At 53.5% G+C, this 20,870-nt stretch carries 15 protein-coding genes and 1 pseudogene; 5 read left to right on the top strand and 11 right to left on the bottom strand.

What is annotated here, in order from left to right; all coding sequences use genetic code 11:
- Positions 1 to 69 precede the first annotated feature (69 nt).
- Complete coding sequence (gene srfN, locus NA330_RS08695; RefSeq protein WP_000745961.1) at positions 70 to 360, bottom strand: DUF1471 family virulence protein SrfN; 291 nt, start codon at positions 358 to 360, stop codon at positions 70 to 72.
- Between the two features lie 896 nt (positions 361 to 1,256).
- On the opposite strand from srfN, the gene NA330_RS08690 reads away from it, so the two are divergent.
- Positions 1,257 to 3,146, top strand: a complete 1,890-nt coding sequence (locus tag NA330_RS08690) for a sulfatase-like hydrolase/transferase (RefSeq protein WP_023241671.1) — start codon at positions 1,257 to 1,259, stop codon at positions 3,144 to 3,146.
- Between the two features lie 351 nt (positions 3,147 to 3,497).
- Here NA330_RS08690 and NA330_RS08685 read toward each other — a convergent pair.
- Positions 3,498 to 3,578 (bottom strand): annotated as a pseudogene (locus NA330_RS08685) (hypothetical protein); the annotation flags it as partial.
- 121 nt (positions 3,579 to 3,699) lie between these two features.
- Between NA330_RS08685 and kefF the strand changes: the two are divergent.
- The 3 genes from kefF (at position 3,700) to folA (ending at position 6,763) form a co-directional block, all read left to right on the top strand.
- On the top strand, positions 3,700 to 4,230 hold the full coding sequence (gene kefF / locus NA330_RS08680) for a glutathione-regulated potassium-efflux system oxidoreductase KefF (RefSeq protein ID WP_000600706.1): 531 nt from the start codon (positions 3,700 to 3,702) through the stop codon (positions 4,228 to 4,230).
- Positions 4,223 to 6,085 carry a glutathione-regulated potassium-efflux system protein KefC gene (kefC, locus tag NA330_RS08675; protein WP_023241672.1) on the top strand — a complete coding sequence of 621 codons (1,863 nt, stop codon included), beginning with the start codon at positions 4,223 to 4,225 and terminating at the stop codon, positions 6,083 to 6,085. Before kefF ends, kefC begins: the two co-directional genes overlap by 8 nt.
- Positions 6,086 to 6,283: 198 nt before the next feature.
- The gene (gene folA / locus NA330_RS08670; RefSeq protein ID WP_000624379.1) at positions 6,284 to 6,763 is read left to right on the top strand and encodes a type 3 dihydrofolate reductase; all 480 of its coding nucleotides are present in this window, start codon (positions 6,284 to 6,286) and stop codon (positions 6,761 to 6,763) included.
- Between the two features lie 95 nt (positions 6,764 to 6,858).
- Here the strand turns inward: folA and apaH are convergent, their stop codons facing one another.
- From apaH to lptD, 6 genes are read right to left on the bottom strand one after another with little or no spacing between them, the layout of a single operon-like run.
- Positions 6,859 to 7,707, bottom strand: coding sequence for a bis(5'-nucleosyl)-tetraphosphatase (symmetrical) ApaH (gene apaH, locus NA330_RS08665; protein WP_000257211.1), 849 nt, complete (start codon positions 7,705 to 7,707; stop codon positions 6,859 to 6,861).
- A 10-nt stretch (positions 7,708 to 7,717) separates the two neighbouring features.
- A complete protein-coding gene (gene apaG / locus NA330_RS08660; protein ID WP_000610894.1) occupies positions 7,718 to 8,095 on the bottom strand; it encodes a Co2+/Mg2+ efflux protein ApaG in 378 nt (125 codons plus the stop codon).
- 2 nt (positions 8,096 to 8,097) lie between these two features.
- Positions 8,098 to 8,919, bottom strand: coding sequence for a 16S rRNA (adenine(1518)-N(6)/adenine(1519)-N(6))-dimethyltransferase RsmA (rsmA, locus tag NA330_RS08655; protein WP_001065397.1), 822 nt, complete (start codon positions 8,917 to 8,919; stop codon positions 8,098 to 8,100).
- Complete coding sequence (gene pdxA / locus NA330_RS08650; protein ID WP_000093001.1) at positions 8,916 to 9,905, bottom strand: 4-hydroxythreonine-4-phosphate dehydrogenase PdxA; 990 nt, start codon at positions 9,903 to 9,905, stop codon at positions 8,916 to 8,918. The genes rsmA and pdxA overlap by 4 nt, the downstream gene beginning before the upstream one ends.
- Positions 9,905 to 11,191, bottom strand: coding sequence for a peptidylprolyl isomerase SurA (surA, locus tag NA330_RS08645; RefSeq protein ID WP_000800482.1), 1,287 nt, complete (start codon positions 11,189 to 11,191; stop codon positions 9,905 to 9,907). Before surA ends, pdxA begins: the two co-directional genes overlap by 1 nt.
- A 53-nt stretch (positions 11,192 to 11,244) precedes the next feature.
- Positions 11,245 to 13,605, bottom strand: coding sequence for an LPS assembly protein LptD (gene lptD / locus NA330_RS08640; RefSeq protein ID WP_000746119.1), 2,361 nt, complete (start codon positions 13,603 to 13,605; stop codon positions 11,245 to 11,247).
- Between the two features lie 253 nt (positions 13,606 to 13,858).
- Here lptD and djlA point away from each other — a divergent pair, with 253 nt between their 5' ends.
- Positions 13,859 to 14,671 (top strand): co-chaperone DjlA, encoded by an 813-nt coding sequence (gene djlA / locus NA330_RS08635; RefSeq protein ID WP_001200595.1) that lies wholly within the window; start codon positions 13,859 to 13,861, stop codon positions 14,669 to 14,671.
- Between the two features lie 94 nt (positions 14,672 to 14,765).
- On the opposite strand, the gene rluA is transcribed toward djlA, so the two are convergent.
- From rluA to polB, 3 genes are all read right to left on the bottom strand, one after another.
- On the bottom strand, positions 14,766 to 15,425 hold the full coding sequence (rluA, locus tag NA330_RS08630) for a bifunctional tRNA pseudouridine(32) synthase/23S rRNA pseudouridine(746) synthase RluA (protein WP_000525196.1): 660 nt from the start codon (positions 15,423 to 15,425) through the stop codon (positions 14,766 to 14,768).
- Between the two features lie 11 nt (positions 15,426 to 15,436).
- The gene (gene rapA, locus NA330_RS08625; RefSeq protein ID WP_001116966.1) at positions 15,437 to 18,343 is read right to left on the bottom strand and encodes an RNA polymerase-associated protein RapA; all 2,907 of its coding nucleotides are present in this window, start codon (positions 18,341 to 18,343) and stop codon (positions 15,437 to 15,439) included.
- Positions 18,344 to 18,516: 173 nt separating this feature from the next.
- Positions 18,517 to 20,868: a DNA polymerase II gene (gene polB, locus NA330_RS08620; protein ID WP_023241673.1), complete on the bottom strand. Its 2,352-nt coding sequence runs from the start codon at positions 20,866 to 20,868 to the stop codon at positions 18,517 to 18,519.
- Between the last annotated feature and the right edge of the window lie 2 nt (positions 20,869 to 20,870).

Below are 20,870 nucleotides of genomic sequence, written 5' to 3'. Positions count from 1 at the left end.
AACATGGCACCTTGCTGGCGCTCTCTTATTATTTCATGCCTGCGCCTTCGTTATGGCGCAATCAGAGCTTTATTTCGTCGCATCGTTATAAACTTCGGCAACGGCTTCAAAATTCGGACCATGCTCACGTGCAGCGATAATATGGTAATATTTTCCGCCTTTCGCATCGGCTAATTCTGACAGTTTTTCGCGTAGATCAGAGGGTGAGGAAATCTGCCCGCCACTCTGGGACACATTTATGGTGCCAACCTTAACCAGTTTGAAGTGGCTGATTTCTTGTTTAGAGACCTGCTCTGCCGCAAGTGTGCTGAATGAAGCAACTGTTGCCAGTAATGCGGCGGCAATAATGCGTTTTTTCATAGTTCTGTTCCTGTTGCATTGATGATAAGGTTTGCGCAATATCAGTAATCCGTAACGAAATTATTTATCCCCTTCATACTTCAGGTGGCTTATGGGTTGGCTACGGATTACCCGGCCCATCCATGGGCCTCGCCCTGACGGGCCGTCGCACGCGACGTTCAAATCTGCTCCCGGCAGATTTGTCGCTCACCTCAGTCACATAATTATCTATGCTCCTGGGGACTCACACCCTTGCCGCCTTTAAGCAACTCGAATTATTTTGGGTAATAACCTCGGTTGATTATCTGAAAATAGCCTTATTTGGTGTGACCGTCTTATATCTTGTTATAGTCACCTCTTTATGTTGTTGTCAATGTAAAATAATGCGCTGCCAGTTAAAAAGAAACTTAACCCCCTGTAAATAATAATTTTTATATTATTTCTTGTAATGACGTAATTTTTATTGAATCACACGGCAATACGCTAGTTTTATTCATAAGCAACATAACAGAATTGAGTTATGTTTTAATTTCACAGAGTGATATTACCGGTTGTATGTCTATGGTTACGCGGCCTGTTACTGATAGTGTTTCTTTCGGGGGGATTTTATTGTAGCGGCATAGGGTAATCACCGTAGCTGAAGGGAAAAGGCGCGAACACAGAGCTATAGAGTATGTTTAATAATGTATTTTTTTATGAAGTAATGTCTGCAGTTGTATCTCTAAAATAAAAAAATGAACTTTTCATCTAAATGATTTTTCAGTGAATTATGGTTATTTATTAATATATTTCTAATTTGAAATACAAATCAATTTATAACACATATTCTTACCCGGAAGGCATTGATACATATCCACGCTTCCTCGTACAGTAATAAATGAATATGTGATAAAGTTACTGACTACAGGTATAATAATATGAGTAATAAAAAAAATCTGTCCGCAGAAGAGACGGATCTTACGCGTAGGAAACTGTTAACCAGCGCCGGTATTCTTGCCGCCGGCGGTATGCTATCCGGCGCGGTAAAAGCTGATGAAAAATGTGCCGTCAAGGCGAAACCGGCGTGGGATAAACCGTTTACCGGCGAAATCCCGGAAAAATTGCCAGAAGGATATAATATTCTGTTAGTCGTGACCGACCAGGAGCGTTTTTTTCCTACGTTTCCTTTCCCGGTACCCGGCAGAGAGCGGCTCATGAAAACGGGGGTGACATTCTGTAATCATCAGAATACCAGTAATGTCTGTACGCCTTCCCGCTCCGTATTGTATACCGGCTTACATATGCCCCAGACAAAGATGTTTGATAATCTGGGATTGCCCTGGATGCCTTATGACCTTGACCCCGCTCTTGGAACCACAGGCCATATGATGCGGGAACTGGGATACTATACGGCCTATAAAGGTAAGTGGCATCTTACAGAAAAACTGGAGAAGCCTTTGCCTGACGAAAAAGATGAGGATATTGATGTCGGGGATATTCCTGAACCAGAATTACATAATATTATGGAAAAATATGGTTTTGCTGACTATCACGGCATCGGCGATATTATAGGCCATAGTAAAGGCGGCTATTTTTATGATTCAACCACCACGGCTCAGACTATAAATTGGTTAAGATGCAAGGGGCAGCCCTTGAATGACCAACACAAGCCCTGGTTCCTGGCCGTTAACCTCGTTAATCCTCATGACGTCATGTTTATTGATACCGATAAAGAGGGAGAAAAGGTACAGTGGCGTGGCGAGTTGGATCAGGATGATAATACCCTGGCGCCCACGCAGCCGCCGGAAAACGAGCTTTATCAGGCAAGCTGGCCGAACTATCCGCTGCCGGCAAACAGGCATCAGTCATTCAATGAGCAGGGAAGACCGCCGGCGCATCTTGAATACCAGACGGCGCGCGCTGCGCTGGAAGGGCAATTTCCTGATGAAGATCGTCGTTGGCGTAAACTGCTTGACTACTATTTCAACTGTATCCGCGATTGTGATACACACCTTGACCGGATATTAAATGAACTTGATGCCCTCAAGTTAACTGATAAAACGATTGTTGTATTTACTGCCGATCATGGCGAATTAGGCGGAAGCCATCAGATGCACGGTAAAGGCGCTTCCGTTTATAAAGAACAGATCCATGTACCGATGATTATTTCCCACCCGGCGTACCCCGGTAATAAGAAATGTCAGGCGTTGACCTGTCATCTTGATATCGCGCCGACATTAGTTGGGCTGACCGGTTTGCCGGAAGAAAAACAGCACCAGGCGTTAGGCAACCGCAAAGGCGTTAATTTTAGCGGATTGCTAAAAAACCCGGAGGGCGTTGCGGTTAATGCGGTGAGAAATGCCAGCTTATATTGCTATGGCATGATCTTGTATACCGATGCCCATTATCTCCACCGCGTTATCGCGCTACAAAGAGATAAACAAAAAACGGTGGCGCAAATCAAGCAGGAAATATCCCATCTGCATCCTGATTTTAGCCATCGTTCAGGGACGCGGATGATTAACGATGGTCGTTATAAGTTTGCACGCTATTTCTCACTAAGGGAGCATAATACGCCGGAAACCTGGGAGGATCTTATTAAGTACAACGATCTTGAACTTTACGATCTTAAAAATGATCCCGATGAGAACCATAACCTTGCTGCTGATAAACAGAAATATCAGGATCTCATTCTTACGATGAATGAGAAACTGAATAAAATTATCAAGGACGAAATTGGCGTGGATGACGGCAGTTTTATGCCGGATGCGGCCCGTGAGCCGTGGGATCTTACTATTGAGCAGTTTAACCGCATGGCGAAAGATTAAGAGCCTGGCCCATTAGGCTATTTTATTCGCCATTTGGGGGCCGGGCAGTGCTCAAAATCCTCACGTACTACGTGTACGCTCCGGTTTCTGCGCGCTGGTCGGCCCCAAACTGGCTTCAACAATTACGCCTACTGGGCCAGGCTCTAAGTACCTGACCCATTAGGTTAATTTATGCGTCGGCGATCTGGCATCCAGCGTGTCTGGAGGTTCAGATGCTGTTGGCGCTGCGCTTATTGGGCCTGTGTCATCATGTAATGGATTGATATTACAGTCATTACAGGCAAATTTAGCGCAGCGCCGCCCGACAAGAAGGCCTTAAACCGATTGGTCAGCGATTTAAGACTGCTATCATCACCGACCTTTCCACACCGGATCGCGCTTTTCCGCAAACGCCTGCGGCCCTTCGAGAGCGTCTTCCGGGAGCAGGATGGCGTCAACTCCTTGCTGGCGTTAATTCAATTTTTTCTGGTTAGCCGCTCAATAATATTCACTATTAGCCTGGCGAATTTGTCACTACACTTTGTAATAAAAAACAGATCATCACAGGCTAATCATGATCCTCATTATTTATGCGCATCCGTATCCGCATCATTCTCATGCGAATAAGCGGATGCTTGAACAGGCAGGGACGCTGGAAAACGTCGAAATACGTTCGCTTTATCACCTCTATCCCGATTTCAATATTGACGTTGCCGCCGAGCAGGAGGCGCTGTCGCGCGCGAGTCTTATCGTCTGGCAGCATCCGATGCAGTGGTACAGCGTCCCTCCTTTACTCAAATTATGGATGGATAAAGTCCTCACCCACGGCTGGGCTTACGGTCATGGCGGTACGGCATTGCACGGTAAACATCTGCTGTGGGCGGTAACGACCGGCGGTGGTGAAAACCACTTTGCTATCGGCTCCCATCCCGGATTTGACGTCCTTTCTCAGCCGCTACAGGCGACGGCGCTCTATTGCGGCCTCAAATGGCTGCCGCCGTTTGCCATGCACTGCACGTTCATTTGCGATGACGACACCTTACAGGCGCAGGCGCGTCAGTATAAACAGCGTTTACTGGCATGGCAGGAGGTGAATCATGGATAGCCATACTCTACTGCAGGCGCTGATCTATCTTGGTTCGGCGGCGTTGATTGTGCCGATTGCGGTACGTTTGGGCTTAGGATCGGTGCTGGGGTATCTGATTGCGGGTTGCATTATCGGCCCCTGGGGGCTACGGCTGGTAACGGACGCCGAATCTATTCTGCATTTTGCGGAAATCGGCGTCGTGCTGATGTTGTTTGTTATTGGGCTTGAGCTGGACCCGCAACGGTTATGGAAGCTGCGCGCCTCGGTATTTGGCGGCGGCGCGTTACAAATGGTGGTCTGCGGCGGACTGATTGGTCTGTTCTGCATGTTTCTTGGCCTGCGTTGGCAGGTGGCGGAACTGATTGGCATGACGCTGGCGCTTTCGTCCACGGCTATCGCCATGCAGGCAATGAATGAGCGTAACCTGACCGTTTCGCAAGTAGGGCGTAGCGCATTTGCAGTGCTCTTGTTCCAGGATATCGCGGCGATCCCGCTGGTGGCGATGATTCCGCTGCTGGCCGCCAGCGGCGCATCCACCACGCTTGGCGCGTTTGCGCTATCGGCGTTGAAAGTCGCAGGCGCGTTGGCGCTGGTGGTGTTGCTGGGACGCTACGTTACGCGCCCGGCGCTGCGCTTTGTCGCGCGTTCTGGTTTGCGGGAGGTGTTCAGCGCCGTGGCGCTATTTCTGGTGTTTGGTTTCGGCCTGTTGCTGGAAGAGGTTGGGCTGTCAATGGCGATGGGCGCGTTTCTGGCGGGCGTTCTGCTGGCGAGTTCGGAATATCGTCATGCGCTGGAAAGCGATATTGAACCCTTTAAAGGGTTGCTGCTGGGGCTGTTCTTTATTGGCGTCGGCATGTCGATTGATTTCGGCACGCTGGTGGAGAATCCGCTGCGCATTCTGCTGTTGTTGGCCGGTTTTCTGGCAATCAAAATCGTCATGCTGTGGCTGGTCGCGAGGCCCCTGGGCGTACCGGCAAAACAGCGTCGCTGGTTTGCCGTCTTATTAGGCCAGGGAAGTGAGTTTGCGTTTGTGGTTTTTGGCGCGGCGCAAATGGCGGGTGTACTTGAGCCGGAATGGGCAAAAGCGCTGACGCTGGCGGTCGCGCTGTCGATGGCGGCAACGCCGATTTTTCTGATGCTGCTGACGCGCATGGAAAAGACCGAGAAGGGGGAAGCGCGCGAGGCGGATGAAATCGACGAAGAGCAACCGCGGGTTATTGTGGCCGGGTTTGGACGGTTTGGTCAGATAGCCGGGCGTTTGCTGCTGTCGAGCGGGGTGAAGATGGTGGTGCTCGATCACGACCCCGATCATATCGAAACGCTGCGTAAATTCGGCATGAAGGTTTTTTATGGCGACGCGACGCGTATGGATTTACTGGAATCTGCCGGAGCGGCGAAGGCGGAGGTATTGATTAACGCCATTGACGATCCGCAAACCAATTTGCAACTGAGTGAACTGGTGAAGTCGCATTTCCCGCATCTGCAGATTATCGCCCGTGCCCGTGATGTCGATCATTACATTCGCCTGCGCCAGGCTGGTGTGGCGATGCCCGAACGTGAAACCTTCGAAGGCGCGCTCAAAAGCGGGCGACAGGCGCTGGAGGCGCTGGGGCTGGGGCGTTATGAAGCCCGCGAGCGCGCGGATCTGTTCCGCCATTTTAATACCCGGATGGTGGAAGAGATGGCGAAAGGGGAAAACGATCCGTTATCTCGCGCCGCCGCCTATAAACGTACCAGCGCGATGTTGAGCGAAATTATTACCGAGGACCGGGAGCATCTGTCGTTGATTCAGCGCCACGGCTGGCAGGGAACGGCTGAGGGCAAACATTCCGGGGAGGTCGCCGATGAACCCGAGGTCAAACCGTCAATCTAAAGTAAAAAATGTGATGTTCTGCAAACTTTACTGCTAATTGGCTGTTTTTGAACTACTGTAATGCTGGCGCTCCACATCAAATGAGTGGCGTCGCCAGCAGAACGAAAAATTTTCGTGCTCATCCTCTTTTCGTCAGTCGACGAAAGATTGCGCTTTACGTATAGTGGCGGCAATTTTTTTTGTATCAGGAAATAATTAATGATCAGTCTGATTGCGGCGTTAGCGGTGGATCGCGTCATCGGTATGGAAAACGCCATGCCGTGGAACCTGCCTGCCGATCTCGCCTGGTTTAAACGTAACACGTTAAATAAACCTGTCGTCATGGGACGTCACACCTGGGAGTCCATCGGACGCCCCTTACCGGGACGTAAAAATATTGTTATCAGCAGCCAGCCGGGCACCGACGATCGCGTGCAGTGGGTGAAGTCTGTCGATGAGGCGATTGCCGCTTGCGGCGATGCGCCGGAAATTATGGTCATTGGCGGCGGGCGCGTGTACGAGCAGTTCTTGCCAAAGGCGCAGAAGCTTTATCTGACGCATATTGATGCGGAAGTCGAAGGCGATACCCATTTTCCGGATTATGAACCGGATGACTGGGAATCGGTATTCAGTGAGTTTCACGATGCCGACGCGCAGAATTCTCACAGCTATTGTTTCGAGATTCTGGAACGTCGTTAATACTGTAGTGCCGGATGGCGGCGAAACGCCTTATCCGGCCTACTCTTGAGCCGGATGTAGGCCTGATAAGCGTAGCGCCATCAGGCATAAACCTATCAGGCGTTGACCGCTTCGCCTTCGCCCATATCCATCTGGCGGTTTGACGGCTGCACAAAATACTGTTTATCTTCCCAGCGTAAACAGGTCAACTCCCCGCCCCAGCAGCAGCCGGTATCCAGCGCGTAAATACCTTCCGGCGTCCCTTTCCCTTCCAGCGACGCCCAGTGCCCGAACGCAATACTGTAAGCCTCGCTCACCGGCCCCGGAATGGCGAACCACGGCTTCAGCGGCGCAGGGGCATTTTCCGGCGACGCTTTGCTGTACATATCCAGTTGACCGTTAGGAAAGCAGTAACGCATACGGGTAAAGGCATTAGTAATAAAGCGTAGCCGCGCCAGACCGCTTAACTCCGGCGACCAGTTATTCGGCATATCGCCATACATCGCGTCGAGGAAAAACGGGTACGAGTCGCTCGACAGCACCGCTTCAACATCGCGGGCGCACTCTTTTGCCGTCTGCAAATCCCACTGCGGGGTAATACCCGCATGCGCCATGACCAGCTTTTTCTCTTCATCTACCTGCAACAGTGGCTGACGGCGTAACCAATTCAACAGCTCATCGGCGTCCGGCGCTTCAAGAAGCGGGGTCAGCCGGTCTTTAGGTTTGTTGCGGCTAATCCCGGCGAATACGGCCAACAGGTGTAAATCGTGATTCCCCAGCACCAGACGCACGCTATTGCCAAGTGATTTGACGTAGCGTAACACGTCCAGCGAACCAGGACCGCGGGCGACCAAATCGCCAGTCAGCCACAGAGTGTCTGTGTCTGGCGTAAATTCCACTTGCTGTAATAAGGCGATCAGTTCGTCGTAGCAACCGTGAACGTCGCCGATGAGATAAGTTGCCATTGTTATAATTTTAGTGAATGAGTGTAGGGACGGCGAGTCGAAACACGGGAATGTCGATGGTAAAGGCGTCGCCATTTTCATCGATCATTTCGTAATGACCCTGCATGGTGCCCAGCGGCGTTTCAATTACCGCGCCGCTGGTGTACTGATACTCTTCGCCAGGCGCAATGCGCGGCTGGACGCCAACCACACCTTCGCCCTGGACTTCGGTTTCACGGCCATGACCATTGGTAATCAGCCAGTAGCGGCCCAATAGCTGCACTGGCGCCCGGCCCAGATTGCGGATGGTTACGGTATAGGCAAAAACGTAACGTTCATCGTCAGGTGAGGATTGCGCCTCAATGTAGACGCTTTGCACCTGAATACACACTCTGGGCGAATTGATCATGTTTAACTCTCCTTCAAAGGCGCGTTTTCCGACAGATAATTGGCCATCTGGCAGTACTGCGCGACAGAGATATTTTCCGCGCGCATTGCCGGGTCAATACCCATTTCCGTCAACGTCTCAACGCTAAAAAGGTTGCCGAGACTGTTACGGATCGTTTTACGGCGCTGGTTAAAGGCCTCGGTGGTAATACGGCTCAACACGCGAATATCTTTAACCGGGTAAGGCATTGTTGCGTGTGGAACCAGACGCACCACGGCGGAGTCCACTTTGGGCGGCGGCGTGAAGGCGGATGGCGGCACTTCAAGCACCGGGATCACCTGACAGTAATATTGCGCCATCACGCTTAAACGACCATACGCTTTGCTGTTCGGCCCTGCAACCAGACGATTTACCACTTCTTTTTGCAACATAAAGTGCATGTCGGCAATGGCATCAGTATAGCTAAAGAGATGGAACATCAGCGGGGTGGAGATATTATAGGGCAGATTGCCGAACACACGCAGCGGCTGGCCCAACTGCGCAGACAGTTCGCCAAAGTTCATGGTCATGGCGTCCTGCTGATAAATAGTCAGCTTCGGCCCTAAAAACGGATGGGTTTGCAAACGCGCCGCCAGATCGCGGTCAAGTTCAATGACCGTGAGCTTATCCAGTCGTTCGCCGACCGGCTCCGTCAGCGCCGCCAGACCGGGGCCGATTTCAACCATCGCCTGGCCTTTTTGCGGATTAATAGCAGAAACAATACTGTCGATCACAAACCGATCGTTGAGAAAGTTTTGCCCGAAGCGTTTACGGGCTAAATGGCCCTGATGGACTCGATTATTCATTGGGTATTAACAATCATTTTGATGGCGAGATTAAGCGCCGTAATAAAACTGCCGACATCCGCTTTTCCACGACCTGCCAGTTCAAGCGCGGTGCCGTGGTCAACGGAGGTTCGAATAAAAGGTAGGCCGAGCGTAATATTCACTCCCCGACCGAATCCTTGGTATTTTAGCACGGGCAGGCCCTGATCGTGGTACATCGCCAGCACCGCGTCGGCATTATCGAGATATTTGGGCTGAAACAGCGTATCAGCAGGTAGCGGCCCGTTGAGTTTCATTCCCTGCGCCCGCAGCTCGTCGAGCACCGGAATGATGGTGTCTATCTCTTCCGTGCCCATATGACCGCCTTCGCCCGCGTGCGGATTCAGGCCACAGACAAGAATGCGCGGTTCGGCAATACCAAATTTGGTCCGCAAATCGTGATGCAAAATAGCAATCACTTCGTGCAAAAGCGCAGGGGTGATGGCGTCTGCAATCGCCCGTAGCGGCAGATGCGTGGTCGCCAGCGCCACGCGAAGTTCTTCGGTTGCCAGCATCATCACGACTTTTTTCGCCTGCGAACGCTCTTCGAAAAACTCGGTATGACCGGTAAACGGAATGCCTGCGTCGTTAATAACGCCTTTGTGCACGGGGCCTGTGATCAGCGCGGCAAATTCACCGTTCAGACAGCCATCACACGCTCGCGCCAGCGTCTCTACCACATAGGGGCCATTTTCTACCGTCAACTGACCGGGGATGGCAGGCGCGCGCAGCGAGACCGGCAATAGGGTCAGCGTTCCCGCGGGCTGCGGCGCAGCGGGGACATCAGGCGAGTAAGGGAGAAGCGAGAGGGGCAGGCCGAGCATGGCGGCCCGCTCCGTCAGGAGCGCGCCGTCCGCACAGACGACCAGTTCAATCGGCCACGCGCGTTGCGCCAGTTGGACGACAAGATCGGGGCCAATCCCGGCGGGTTCGCCGGGAGTGATAACAACGCGTTGCGCACTGCTCATTAGTTACTCAAAATCTTAACGTAAGCGCTGGCGCGCTGTTCTTGCATCCAGGTCGCCGCTTCTTCTGAGAACTTACGGTTCATCAGCATACGATAAGCGCGATCTTTCTGCGCCGCATCGGTTTTGTCTACCTTACGCGTATCCAGCAATTCGATCAGATGCCAGCCGAAAGAGGAGTGTACCGGCGCGCTTATTTGGCCTTTATGCAGCTTCGTCAGCGCGTCGCGGAACGCCGGATCGAAAATATCTGGCGTAGCCCAACCCAAATCACCGCCCTGGTTAGCGGAGCCCGGGTCCTGAGAGTACTCTTTCGCCGCAGCGGCAAATGTGGTTTTACCACTCTTAATGTCAGCCGCGATTTCTTCCAGCTTCAGGCGCGCCTGCTGATCGTTCATGATAGGCGACGGCTTAAGCAGAATGTGACGAGCGTGAACTTCGGTCACGGAGATACTCTGGCTCTGACCGCGCAGGTCGTTTACTTTCAGAATGTGGAAACCGACGCCGGAGCGAATCGGGCCGACAATGTCGCCTTTCTTCGCGGTGCTCAGCGCCTGGGCGAAAATCCCCGGCAGCTCCTGGATACGGCCCCAGCCCATCTGACCGCCTTTTAGCGCCTGCTGGTCGGCAGAGTAGGTAATCGCCAGTTTGCCGAAATCTGCGCCGTTACGCGCTTCTTCAACAATGCTTTCCGCCTGGCGCTGCGCGTCGTTAACCTGCTCGGAGGTTGGGTTTTCCGGCAGAGCAATCAGGATATGGCTCAGGTTCAGCTCGGTGCTGGCGTCGTTTTGGGTGCCAATCTGTTTTGCCAGCGCGTCAACTTCTTGCGGCAAAACGGTGATACGGCGACGAACCTCGTTGTTGCGCACTTCAGAGATAATCATCTCTTTACGAATCTGGTTACGGTAGGTTGAATAGTTCAGTCCATCGTAAGCCAGACGGCTGCGCATCTGATCCATCGTCATATTGTTTTGTTTGGCGATGTTGGCGATGGCCTGATCCAACTGCTCATCCGTGATCTTCACCCCCATCTTCTGACCCATCTGCAGGATAATTTGATCCATAATCAAACGTTCCAGGATCTGGTGACGCAGCGTGGCGTCGTCCGGAAGCTGCTGACCTGCCTGACCCGCGTTGAGTTTGACTGATTGCATTAAGCCATCAACGTCGCTTTCCAGCACGACGCCATTATTGACGACGGCTGCGACTTTATCGACTACCTGGGGGGCAGCGAAACTGGTATTCGCGATCATGGCGATACCGAGAAGCAGCGTTTTCCAGTTCTTCATACTTTTTCCATTTCAATTAACCGCAATGCGGATTACGTTGTAAATCAATCAGATTACATAGAGCTTTGGTACGGCAGAATGTTCGAACGCAACATTTCTTGCGTGCCGAGGCCGTAGTTAGAGCTCAAACCGCGCAGCTCAATGTTGAAGCCAATCGCGTTATCATAAATCGCGTGTTGTTTATCGTTATCCCAACCGTTCAGCTTACGTTCGTATCCGACGCGGATCGCATAGCAGCAAGAGTTGTACTGCAAGCCGAGCATCTGGTCTGCAGGTTTGCTCGAATTGGTATCGAAGTAGTACGCGCCGACAATCGACCAGCGATCGGCAATCGGCCAACTTGCCACCGCGCCCACCTGGTTGATGCCGTTTTTATACTGCTCTGCCGTGGAATAATACGAAGGCAACGTAGCCTGAATATATTCCGGGCTGGCATAGCGGTAGTTCAACTGTACCAGACGATCCTGATCCCGACGGTATTCGAGGCTGCTGCTGCTGGTAGCGACGCTATCCAGACGGGTATCGTACTGCACTCCGCTACGCAGCCCCCAGCGTTCTGAAATACGCCAGTAAGTGTCGCCTGCCCAAACCAGCGAACCGGTTTTGTCGTCATTCTCCCATTTAATGTTGTCATCGCCGGTGCGAGACTCCGTGAAATAGTAGATTTGACCAACAGAAACGTTAAAACGTTCAACGGCGGCATCATCATAAATGCGTGTTGTGACGCCGGTCGTGACCTGGTTGGCGGAAGCAATACGGTCGAGACCGCCATAAGTGCGGTCGCGGAACAGGCCGTTATAGTCGGATTGCAGCAAAGAAGAATCGTAGTTATAGATGCCGCTCTGGTCGCGGTACGGCACATACAGGTACTGCACGCGTGGTTCCAGCGTCTGGGTATACCCCGGCGCCAGCATCGCCATATCGCGTTCGAAGATGAGCTTACCGTCGACTTTAAACTGCGGCATGACGCGGTTAACCGAATCTTCCAGCTTATTTTTGTTGTTTGGATCGCTGTTATAGCTGTCCAGATTCGTTTGCTGATAGTGCGTCGCCATCAGCTTCGCTTCGGTGTTCAGGCTGCCCCAGCGGTTGGAGAGCGGCAAATTGATGGTTGGCTCCAGGTGGACGCGGGTCGCTTCCGGCATATTGTCTTTGGTGTTGACGAAATGTACCGCCTGGCCGTAGATCCGGGTATCAAACGGCCCGAGATCGTTATGGTAGTAGTTAACGTCTAACTGCGGCTCCGCAGAGTAGCTGCTGGTGTTCTGATCGTTAAACACCTGGAATTGTTTGGTCGACACCGTAGCGTCAAAGTTTTGTACGGCGTAGCCGACGCTGAATTTCTGCGTTGCGTAGCCGTCGGTACTGGAACCGTACTTACTGTCGAAATCATTAAAGTAGCTGGAGTCGCTGACTTTGGTGTAATCGACGTTAAAACGCCACACCTGATCCATCACGCCTGAGTGCTGCCAGTAGAATAACCAGCGGTGCTTATCGCCCTCTTTGGGATGTTCGTCCTCGTAGACTTTATCAGAAGGCAGATAATCTAATTCCATCAACCCGGCGCCTGCCTGCGTGAGATAACGGAATTCGTTCTCCCACATAATATTGCCGCGGCGGTGCATATAGTGCGGGGTGATGGTGGCGTCCATATTGGGCGCGATGTTCCAGTAATACGGTAAGTAGAACTCGAAATAGTTCTTGGTCGTGTATTTCGCGTTCGGGATCAGGAAACCTGAGCGACGTTTGTCACCGACGGGTAGCTGTAAATAGGGGCTATAAAAGATCGGAACCGGACCTACTTTAAACCGGGCGTTCCAGATCTCCGCAACCTGTTCTTCGCGGTCATGGATGACTTCACTCCCCACCACGCTCCAGGTATCGGAGCCAGGCAGACAGGAGGTAAAGCTGCCGTTTTCCAGAATGGTATAGCGGTTTTCGCCGCGCTGCTTCATGAGATCGGCTTTACCGCGCCCCTGACGGCCCACCATCTGGTAATCGCCTTCCCAGACGTTCGTGTCTTTGGTGTTCAGGTTCGCCCAGCCCTTCGGCCCTTTAAGGATGACCTGATTATCATCATAATGCACATTACCCAGCGCATCGACGGTGCGTACAGGTTCCGGCTGACCTTCCGCCTGCTTCTGATGAAGCTGCACTTCATCCGCTTGCAGGCGGCTATTCCCCTGCATAATGTCCACGTTGCCGGTAAAAACGGCATCGTCCGGGTAGTTACCTTTAGCGTTATCGGCATTGATAGTAACCGGCAGATCGTTGGTATCGCCTTTTACCAGAGGACGATCGTAGCTCGGCACGCCCAACATACACTGTGAGGCGAGATCGGCTGCCAGCCCCTGATGACTATAAAGGGCGCTGGCGATCATGGTGGCCAGAAGAGTGGGAATACGTTTTTTCATACGTTGTATTTATTGTTCCATCATCGGTAGCGTTGCGCGTGACAAACGGTCACAGCCTAACTTACTCATCTTCGCTGCGCCAGTGTTAATCCTGCCGTTTAGCGTCTGTGGTGTTAGGCACGGCATTGAATGACAGGTATGATAATGCAAATTATAGGCGATGTCCCACAATTGACCGTAGCCTTCATTCGCAGAAAAGCACCTTATTTTGTGGGAGATAGCCTCACCGATAGCGTAACGTTTTGGGGAGTCTATGCAGTACTGGGGAAAGATAATTGGCGTCGCCGTAGCCCTGATGATGGGCGGCGGCTTTTGGGGCGTGGTCCTGGGTCTGCTGGTGGGCCATATGTTCGACAAAGCCCGCAGCCGAAAAATGGCGTGGTTTGCCAACCAGCGGGAACGGCAGGCGCTGTTTTTTGCCACCACCTTTGAAGTGATGGGCCACTTAACCAAATCAAAAGGACGGGTGACGGAAGCAGATATTCATATCGCCAGTCAGTTGATGGATCGCATGAATTTACACGGCGATTCACGTACTGCCGCGCAGAACGCCTTTCGGGTCGGAAAAGCGGATAATTACCCATTACGTGAAAAGATGCGGCAGTTTCGTAGCGTCTGCTTCGGACGTTTTGATCTGATCCGGATGTTTCTGGAAATTCAGATCCAGGCGGCGTTTGCCGATGGCTCGCTGCATCCTAATGAGCGGGAAGTGCTGTACGTGATTGCGGAAGAGTTAGGTATTTCCCGCGTACAGTTCGATCAGTTTCTGCGCATGATGCAGGGCGGCGCGCAGTTTGGCGGCGGTTATCATCAACAGTCCGGCGGCGGCTGGCAGCAGGCGCAGCGCGGCCCGACGCTGGAAGATGCCTGTAATGTGCTGGGGGTTAAAACCACCGACGATGCAACCACCATTAAACGCGCTTATCGCAAACTGATGAGCGAGCATCATCCGGACAAACTGGTCGCGAAAGGTTTACCGCCGGAAATGATGGAGATGGCGAAGCAAAAAGCGCAGGAAATTCAGAAAGCGTATGAGCTAATCAAAGAACAGAAAGGCTTCAAGTGATTGAATTGCCGGATGCGGCTAGCGCCTTATCCGGCCTACGTTAATGAATGTAGGCCGGGCAAGCGAAGCGCCCCGGCATAAATTGGCTCCGAATTTAAAAATCTGCCGGGACTTTAAACGTCATGCTGTTACCGTAAGCGGGATGGGTAATGGTCAGCATTTCGGCGTGTAACTGCAAACGCGGCGCCAGCGACAACGCTTCCGGCGAAGCGTAAAACCGATCGCCTAAAATCGGGTGGCCTAACGCCAGCATATGCACACGAAGCTGATGCGAACGCCCGGTGATCGGTTTGAGCACCACGCGGGCGGTATTATCCGCCGCAAACTCCACCACGTTATATTCCGTTTGCGCCGGTTTGCCGGTTTCATAACACACTTTCTGCTTTGGCCGGTTCGGCCAGTCGCAGATGAGCGGTAAGTCAACCAGTCCTTCCGCCGGGGAGGGATGCCCCCATACGCGCGCCACATACTGCTTTTTCGGCTCCCGTTCGCGGAACTGGCGTTTTAGCTCCCGTTCCGCGGCTTTGGTCAGCGCCACTACAATCACGCCGCTGGTGGCCATATCCAGACGATGCACCGACTCTGCCTGCGGGTAGTCGCGCTGGATACGCGTCATAATGCTGTCTTTGTGCGCTTCCAGACGCCCCGGCACGGACAACAGGCCGCTGGGCTTATTGACCACCATAATGTGCTCATCCTGATACAGGATAACCAGCCAGGGTTCCTGCGGCGGATTGTAGTTTTCCATCCCCATGTACGGCTCCGTTATTGGTGCGTGACGACGATAAGACGCAGCGCGTCCAGACGCCAGCCTGCCTGATTCAGGCTTTCCAGCACCTGCTGACGGTTGCTGTCGATAGCGGCAAGTTCGTCGTCGCGAATGTTCGGGTTGACGGCGCGCAGCGCTTCCAGACGCGACAGTTCCCCGGACAGTTTTTCATCCGCCTCGCGACGCGCGTTATCAATCAGCGCTCTGGCGGACTTTTCAATCTGCGTCTCGCCCAGTTGCAAAATGGCGTGGACGTCCTGTTGCACGGCGTTAACCAGTTTGCTGCCGGTGTGGCGATTCACGGCGCTGAGCTGACGGTTGAAGGTTTCAAACTCGACCTGGGCGGCCAGATTGTTGCCGTTTTTATCTAACAGCATACGTACCGGCGTCGGCGGCAGGAAGCGGTTCAGTTGTAGCTGTTTCGGCGCCTGCGCTTCCACGACGTAAACCAGTTCGACCAGCAGCGTGCCGACGGGCAGCGCTTTATTTTTCAACAGCGAAATGGTGCTGCTGCCGGTATCGCCGGAGAGGATCAGATCCAGCCCGTTACGGATGAGCGGATGTTCCCAGGTAATAAACTGCGCATCTTCGCGAGACAGGGCTACGTCACGTTCAAACGTGATAGTACAGCCGTCTTCCGGCAGGCCGGGGAAATCCGGCACCAACATGTGATCGGACGGCGTCAACACGATCAGGTTGTCGCCGCGATCGTCCTGGTTAATGCCGACGATATCGAACAGGTTCATGGCGAACGCGATCAGGTTGGTGTCGTCGTCCTGTTCTTCAATGCTTTGTGCGAGCTGTTGGGCTTTTTCTCCGCCGTTGGAGTGGATCTCCAGCAGGCGGTCGCGGCCCTGTTCTAACTGGGCTTTTAGCGCTTCATGTTGCTCGCGGCAGGATTTGATCAGATCGTCAAACCCGTCGGTTTCTTCAGGCGCGGCCAGATAGTTAATCAGACTGGCGTAGGCTGAATCATAAATCGCGCGACCGGTCGGGCAGGTGTGCTCAAAGGCGTCCAGCCCTTCGTGATACCAGCGAACCAGCACCGACTGGGCGGTTTTTTCCAGGTACGGGACGTGGATCTGGATATCATGCGCCTGGCCGATACGATCCAGACGACCAATACGCTGTTCCAGCAGATCCGGGTTAAACGGCAAGTCGAACATCACCAGATTGCTGGCAAACTGGAAGTTACGTCCTTCGGAGCCGATTTCAGAACATAACAGCACCTGCGCGCCGGTATCTTCTTCGGCGAACCAGGCGGCGGCGCGGTCGCGTTCGATAATCGACATGCCCTCATGGAACACGGCGGCGCGGATGCCTTCGCGTTCGCGCAGCACCTGCTCCAGCTGTAACGCGGTGGTCGCCTTAGCGCAGATCACCAGCACTTTTTGCGAACGATGGCTGGTCAGATAGCCCATTAGCCACTCAACGCGTGGGTCGAAGTTCCACCAGGTGCCGGTATCGCCTTCGAACTCCTGATAAATTTGTTCCGGATAGAGCATATCGCGGGCGCGATCTTCCGCGCTCTTACGCGCGCCCATAATGCCGGAGACCTTAATGGCGGTCTGATACTGGGTCGGCAGCGGCAGTTTTACCGTATGCAGTTCACGTTTCGGGAACCCCTTGACGCCGTTACGGGTGTTGCGGAACAGAACGCGGCTGGTGCCGTGGCGATCCATCAGCATCGACACCAGCTCATCACGGGCGGCCTGCGCGTCGTCGCGATCGCTATTAGCGGCCTGCAACAGCGGTTCAATATCCTGTTCGCCGATCAGATCGCCCAGCCTGTTCAGTTCGTCGTTGCTGAGTTTATTGCCCGCCAGCAGCATGGCCACCGCATCGGCGACAGGGCGGTAGTTTTTCTGTTCTTCGACAAACTGTTCGAAATCGTGGAAACGGTTCGGATCCAGCAGGCGCAGACGGGCGAAATGGCTTTCCATCCCCAGCTGTTCTGGCGTGGCGGTCAGCAGCAGCACGCCCGGTACGCGTTCAGCTAATTGTTCGATGGCCATATATTCACGGCTCGGCGCATCGGTGCTCCACACCAGATGATGCGCTTCGTCGACCACCAGCAAATCCCACTCGGCGTCGCACAAATGTTCCAGACGCTGCTTATTACGGCGGGCGAAATCCAGCGAGCAGATCACCAGTTGTTCGGTTTCAAACGGGTTATACGCGTCGTGCTGCGCTTCGGTATAGCGTTCGTCATCGAACAGCGCGAAGCGCAGGTTGAAACGGCGCAGCATTTCTACCAGCCACTGGTGTTGCAGGGTTTCCGGAACAATGATCAATACGCGTTCCGCCGCGCCGGATAATAACTGTTGATGCAGTATCATCCCGGCTTCAATGGTTTTACCTAAGCCCACTTCATCCGCCAGCAGTACGCGCGGCGCATGGCGACGACCCACATCATGAGCGATATTAAGCTGATGCGGGATCAGATTGGTCCGCTGACCGCGCAGGCCGCTGTATGGCATCCGGTACTGCTCGCTCTGAAATTTACGGGCGCGATAGCGCAGCGCGAACCGATCCATTCGATCGATTTGACCGGCGAACAGACGATCCTGGGGCTTACTGAAAACCAACTTGCTGTCGAGCAGAACTTCGCGCAGCGTCACATTGGTCTCTTCGGTATCCAGGCGGGTGCCGACATAAACAAGCAGGCCATTTTCTTCTTTTACTTCATCGATATGTAGCTGCCAGCCTTCATGGCTTGTAATCGTATCGCCAGGGTTGAACATGACGCGGGTCACGGGAGAATCACTGCGCGCATACAGGCGGTTTTCCCCCGTGGACGGGAAAAGTAAGGTGACGGTTCGCGCATCCATCGCAACAACGGTTCCAAGTCCCAGCTCGCTTTCTGTATCGCTGATCCAGCGTTGACCAAGTGTAAAAGGCATATGTGTTCGGCTCTATATCTTTAATTGCAGGCATTACTCGCCATTCCCAGGCGACAGCACTGGATAATTGCGAGTATACGACCCCGCTACCAGGCTAATGTGGTAGTGGCGTTAATTAGGTCCAGGAATGGAAAGGGCGCTATGGTACTGGAAGGCGGCGCTTTCGTCACGCGTCAAAATAGCCCCAGTTGCCCGGTCAGTAGTGTAGCAAAATTATCTTCAACGAAGGGAAGAATTCCTTCCGCCACGGGTTGTAGCTGGCGGGTAAGATAGTGTTCGTAATCCAGCGGCGACTGCTGGTAATCCACGGGCTCGGGGCCGTTAACAGTCCAGACATATTTTATGGCGCCGCGATTCTGATACTGCGCCGGACGACCCTGCTTCAGGTTTTGTTCATCCGCCAGCCGGGCGGCGCGAACGTGCGGCGGGATGTTACGTTGGTACTCATGTAAAGGGCGACGCAGACGCTTACGATAAACCAGCTGCGCGTCCAGTTCGCCCGCCATCAGTTTATCGATAGTCTCACGCACATAGTCTTGATAAGGTTCATTGCGAAAAACACGCAGATACAGCTCCTGTTGAAAGCGCTGCGCCAGCGGCGTCCAGTCGGTCCGCACCGTTTCCAAACCTTTAAATACCATGCGCTGGCTGTCGCCTTCCTGAATCAGGCCCGCGTAGCGTTTTTTACTGCCAGTATCCGCGCCGCGGATGGTCGGCATCAGAAAACGGCAAAAGTGGGTTTCAAACTCCAGCTCCAGCGCGCTGGTCAAATTTTGCTGTTGTAACGTCTGCGCCCACCATTCGTTCACGTGGCGCACCAGCCTGTGCCCGATTTCCGCCGCGTCGGCTTCTGAATGCGCACGCCGGAGCCAGACGAAAGTGGAATCGGTATCGCCATAAATCACGTCATAACCCTGCGCCTCAATCAATGCTTTGGTCTGGCGCATAATCGCATGACCGCGCATGGTGATTGACGACGCCAGACGGGGATCGAAAAAGCGGCAGGCCGTGGTGCCGAGTACGCCATAAAAGGCGTTCATAATGATTTTAAGCGCCTGCGAGAGCGGTTTATTGCCCTGACGTTTGGCTTCATCGCGCCCGTGCCAGATTTGGCTAACAATTTCCGGCAGGCAGTGCTTTTCTCGTGAAAACCAGGCGTCAAGGAAACCTTCGGTACTGTGTTCCGGATCCGGCTGCGCCATGCCTTCGACCAGCCCGACGGGATCAATCAAAAACGTGCGGATAATCGACGGGTACAGGCTTTTATAATCCAGCACCAGTACTGAATCGTATAATCCGGGTTGTGAATCCATTACGTAGCCGCCGGGACTTGCCAGCGGCGGCACTTCGCCGAGATTGGGCGCGACATAGCCGGCGCGGTGCATTCGCGGAAAGTAAAGATGCCCGAATGCGGCGACCGAACCGCCGTGGCGATCGACCGGCAGGCCGTTGATCGTCGCGCGTTCCAGCAAAAACGGCATGATCTCGGTTTTATGGAAAATGCGCGTGACCAGCTCGCAGTCTTTCAGGTTGTAGGTGGCGAGGGCGGGTTTATCCTGGGCAAAGCGACGATCGATCTCATCCATACGATCCCAGGGATTATCAATGGATTTTCCTTCGCCGAGCAGTTCCTGCGAGACGGCTTCCAGCGAAAAAGACGAAAAATTCCAGAACGCGGATTTAAGCGCGTCGATACCATCGATAATGACTCGCCCTCTGGCCTGGGCGAAAAAAACGCCGTTTTTGAAGCCATGTTCGCGCCACTCCAGTTCGCTATTGTCTCGCCCCAGCCGTAAAGGGATATGGTAGCGTTCGGCATGTTTTTGCAGCATACGCAGGTCGAACTGCACCACGTTCCAGCCGATGATGACGTCAGGATCATGTTCGGCAAACCAGGCGTTGAGTTTTTCCAGCAGCTGCGGGCGGCTGGCGACATACACAAGCTCGAAGTCCAGTTGGCGGTCATCGCCATTCGCCGGGCCCAGCATATAAACGGTACGCTGGCCGCAGCCTTCCAGACCAATGCAATACAGTTCGCCGTGTCGCGTGGTTTCGATATCCAGCGAGACCCATTTTAGCGGCGGTCGATAGTCGGGGTGGGGTTTAAGACGCGCATTGCGGATAACGCCGTTGCGCATCTTGCCGTCTACCCAAACGGGCGACGTAATAAAACGCTCCATCAGGTAACGTTCCGGCGGGCGTACATCCGCTTCATAAACGGTGACGCCGTTTTCGCGCAGCAGTTTCTCCATCCGCATAAGCTGGCGGTGAGTACGGCAATACAGACCGGATACCGGCTGACGATGAAAGTCTCGCAGCTGGAGCGGCGTCAGGCGATAGTCTTTTTCCGCCTGTAGCAGCGAGGCGGCGCGGGAGGTCTGGCTGGTCGGAATAAACGCCACGGACTCTTGCGGCGCCAGCGTCGCCTGCACAGGGCCGTTGTCTGTCGCCAGCCAGAAAGAGACCTCCGTCCCTTGCGGCGTATCCCGCCAGTGCCGGGTTAAAATGAAACCTGCCTGCGCCACGA

The sequence above is a fragment of the Salmonella sp. NW722 genome, from assembly GCF_051702785.1.
In the GTDB taxonomy this organism is placed as follows: Bacteria; Pseudomonadota; Gammaproteobacteria; order Enterobacterales; family Enterobacteriaceae; genus Salmonella; species Salmonella enterica.
Note: the sequence above shows the minus strand (reverse complement) of the source record. Positions and strands in the feature narration are given on the sequence as shown.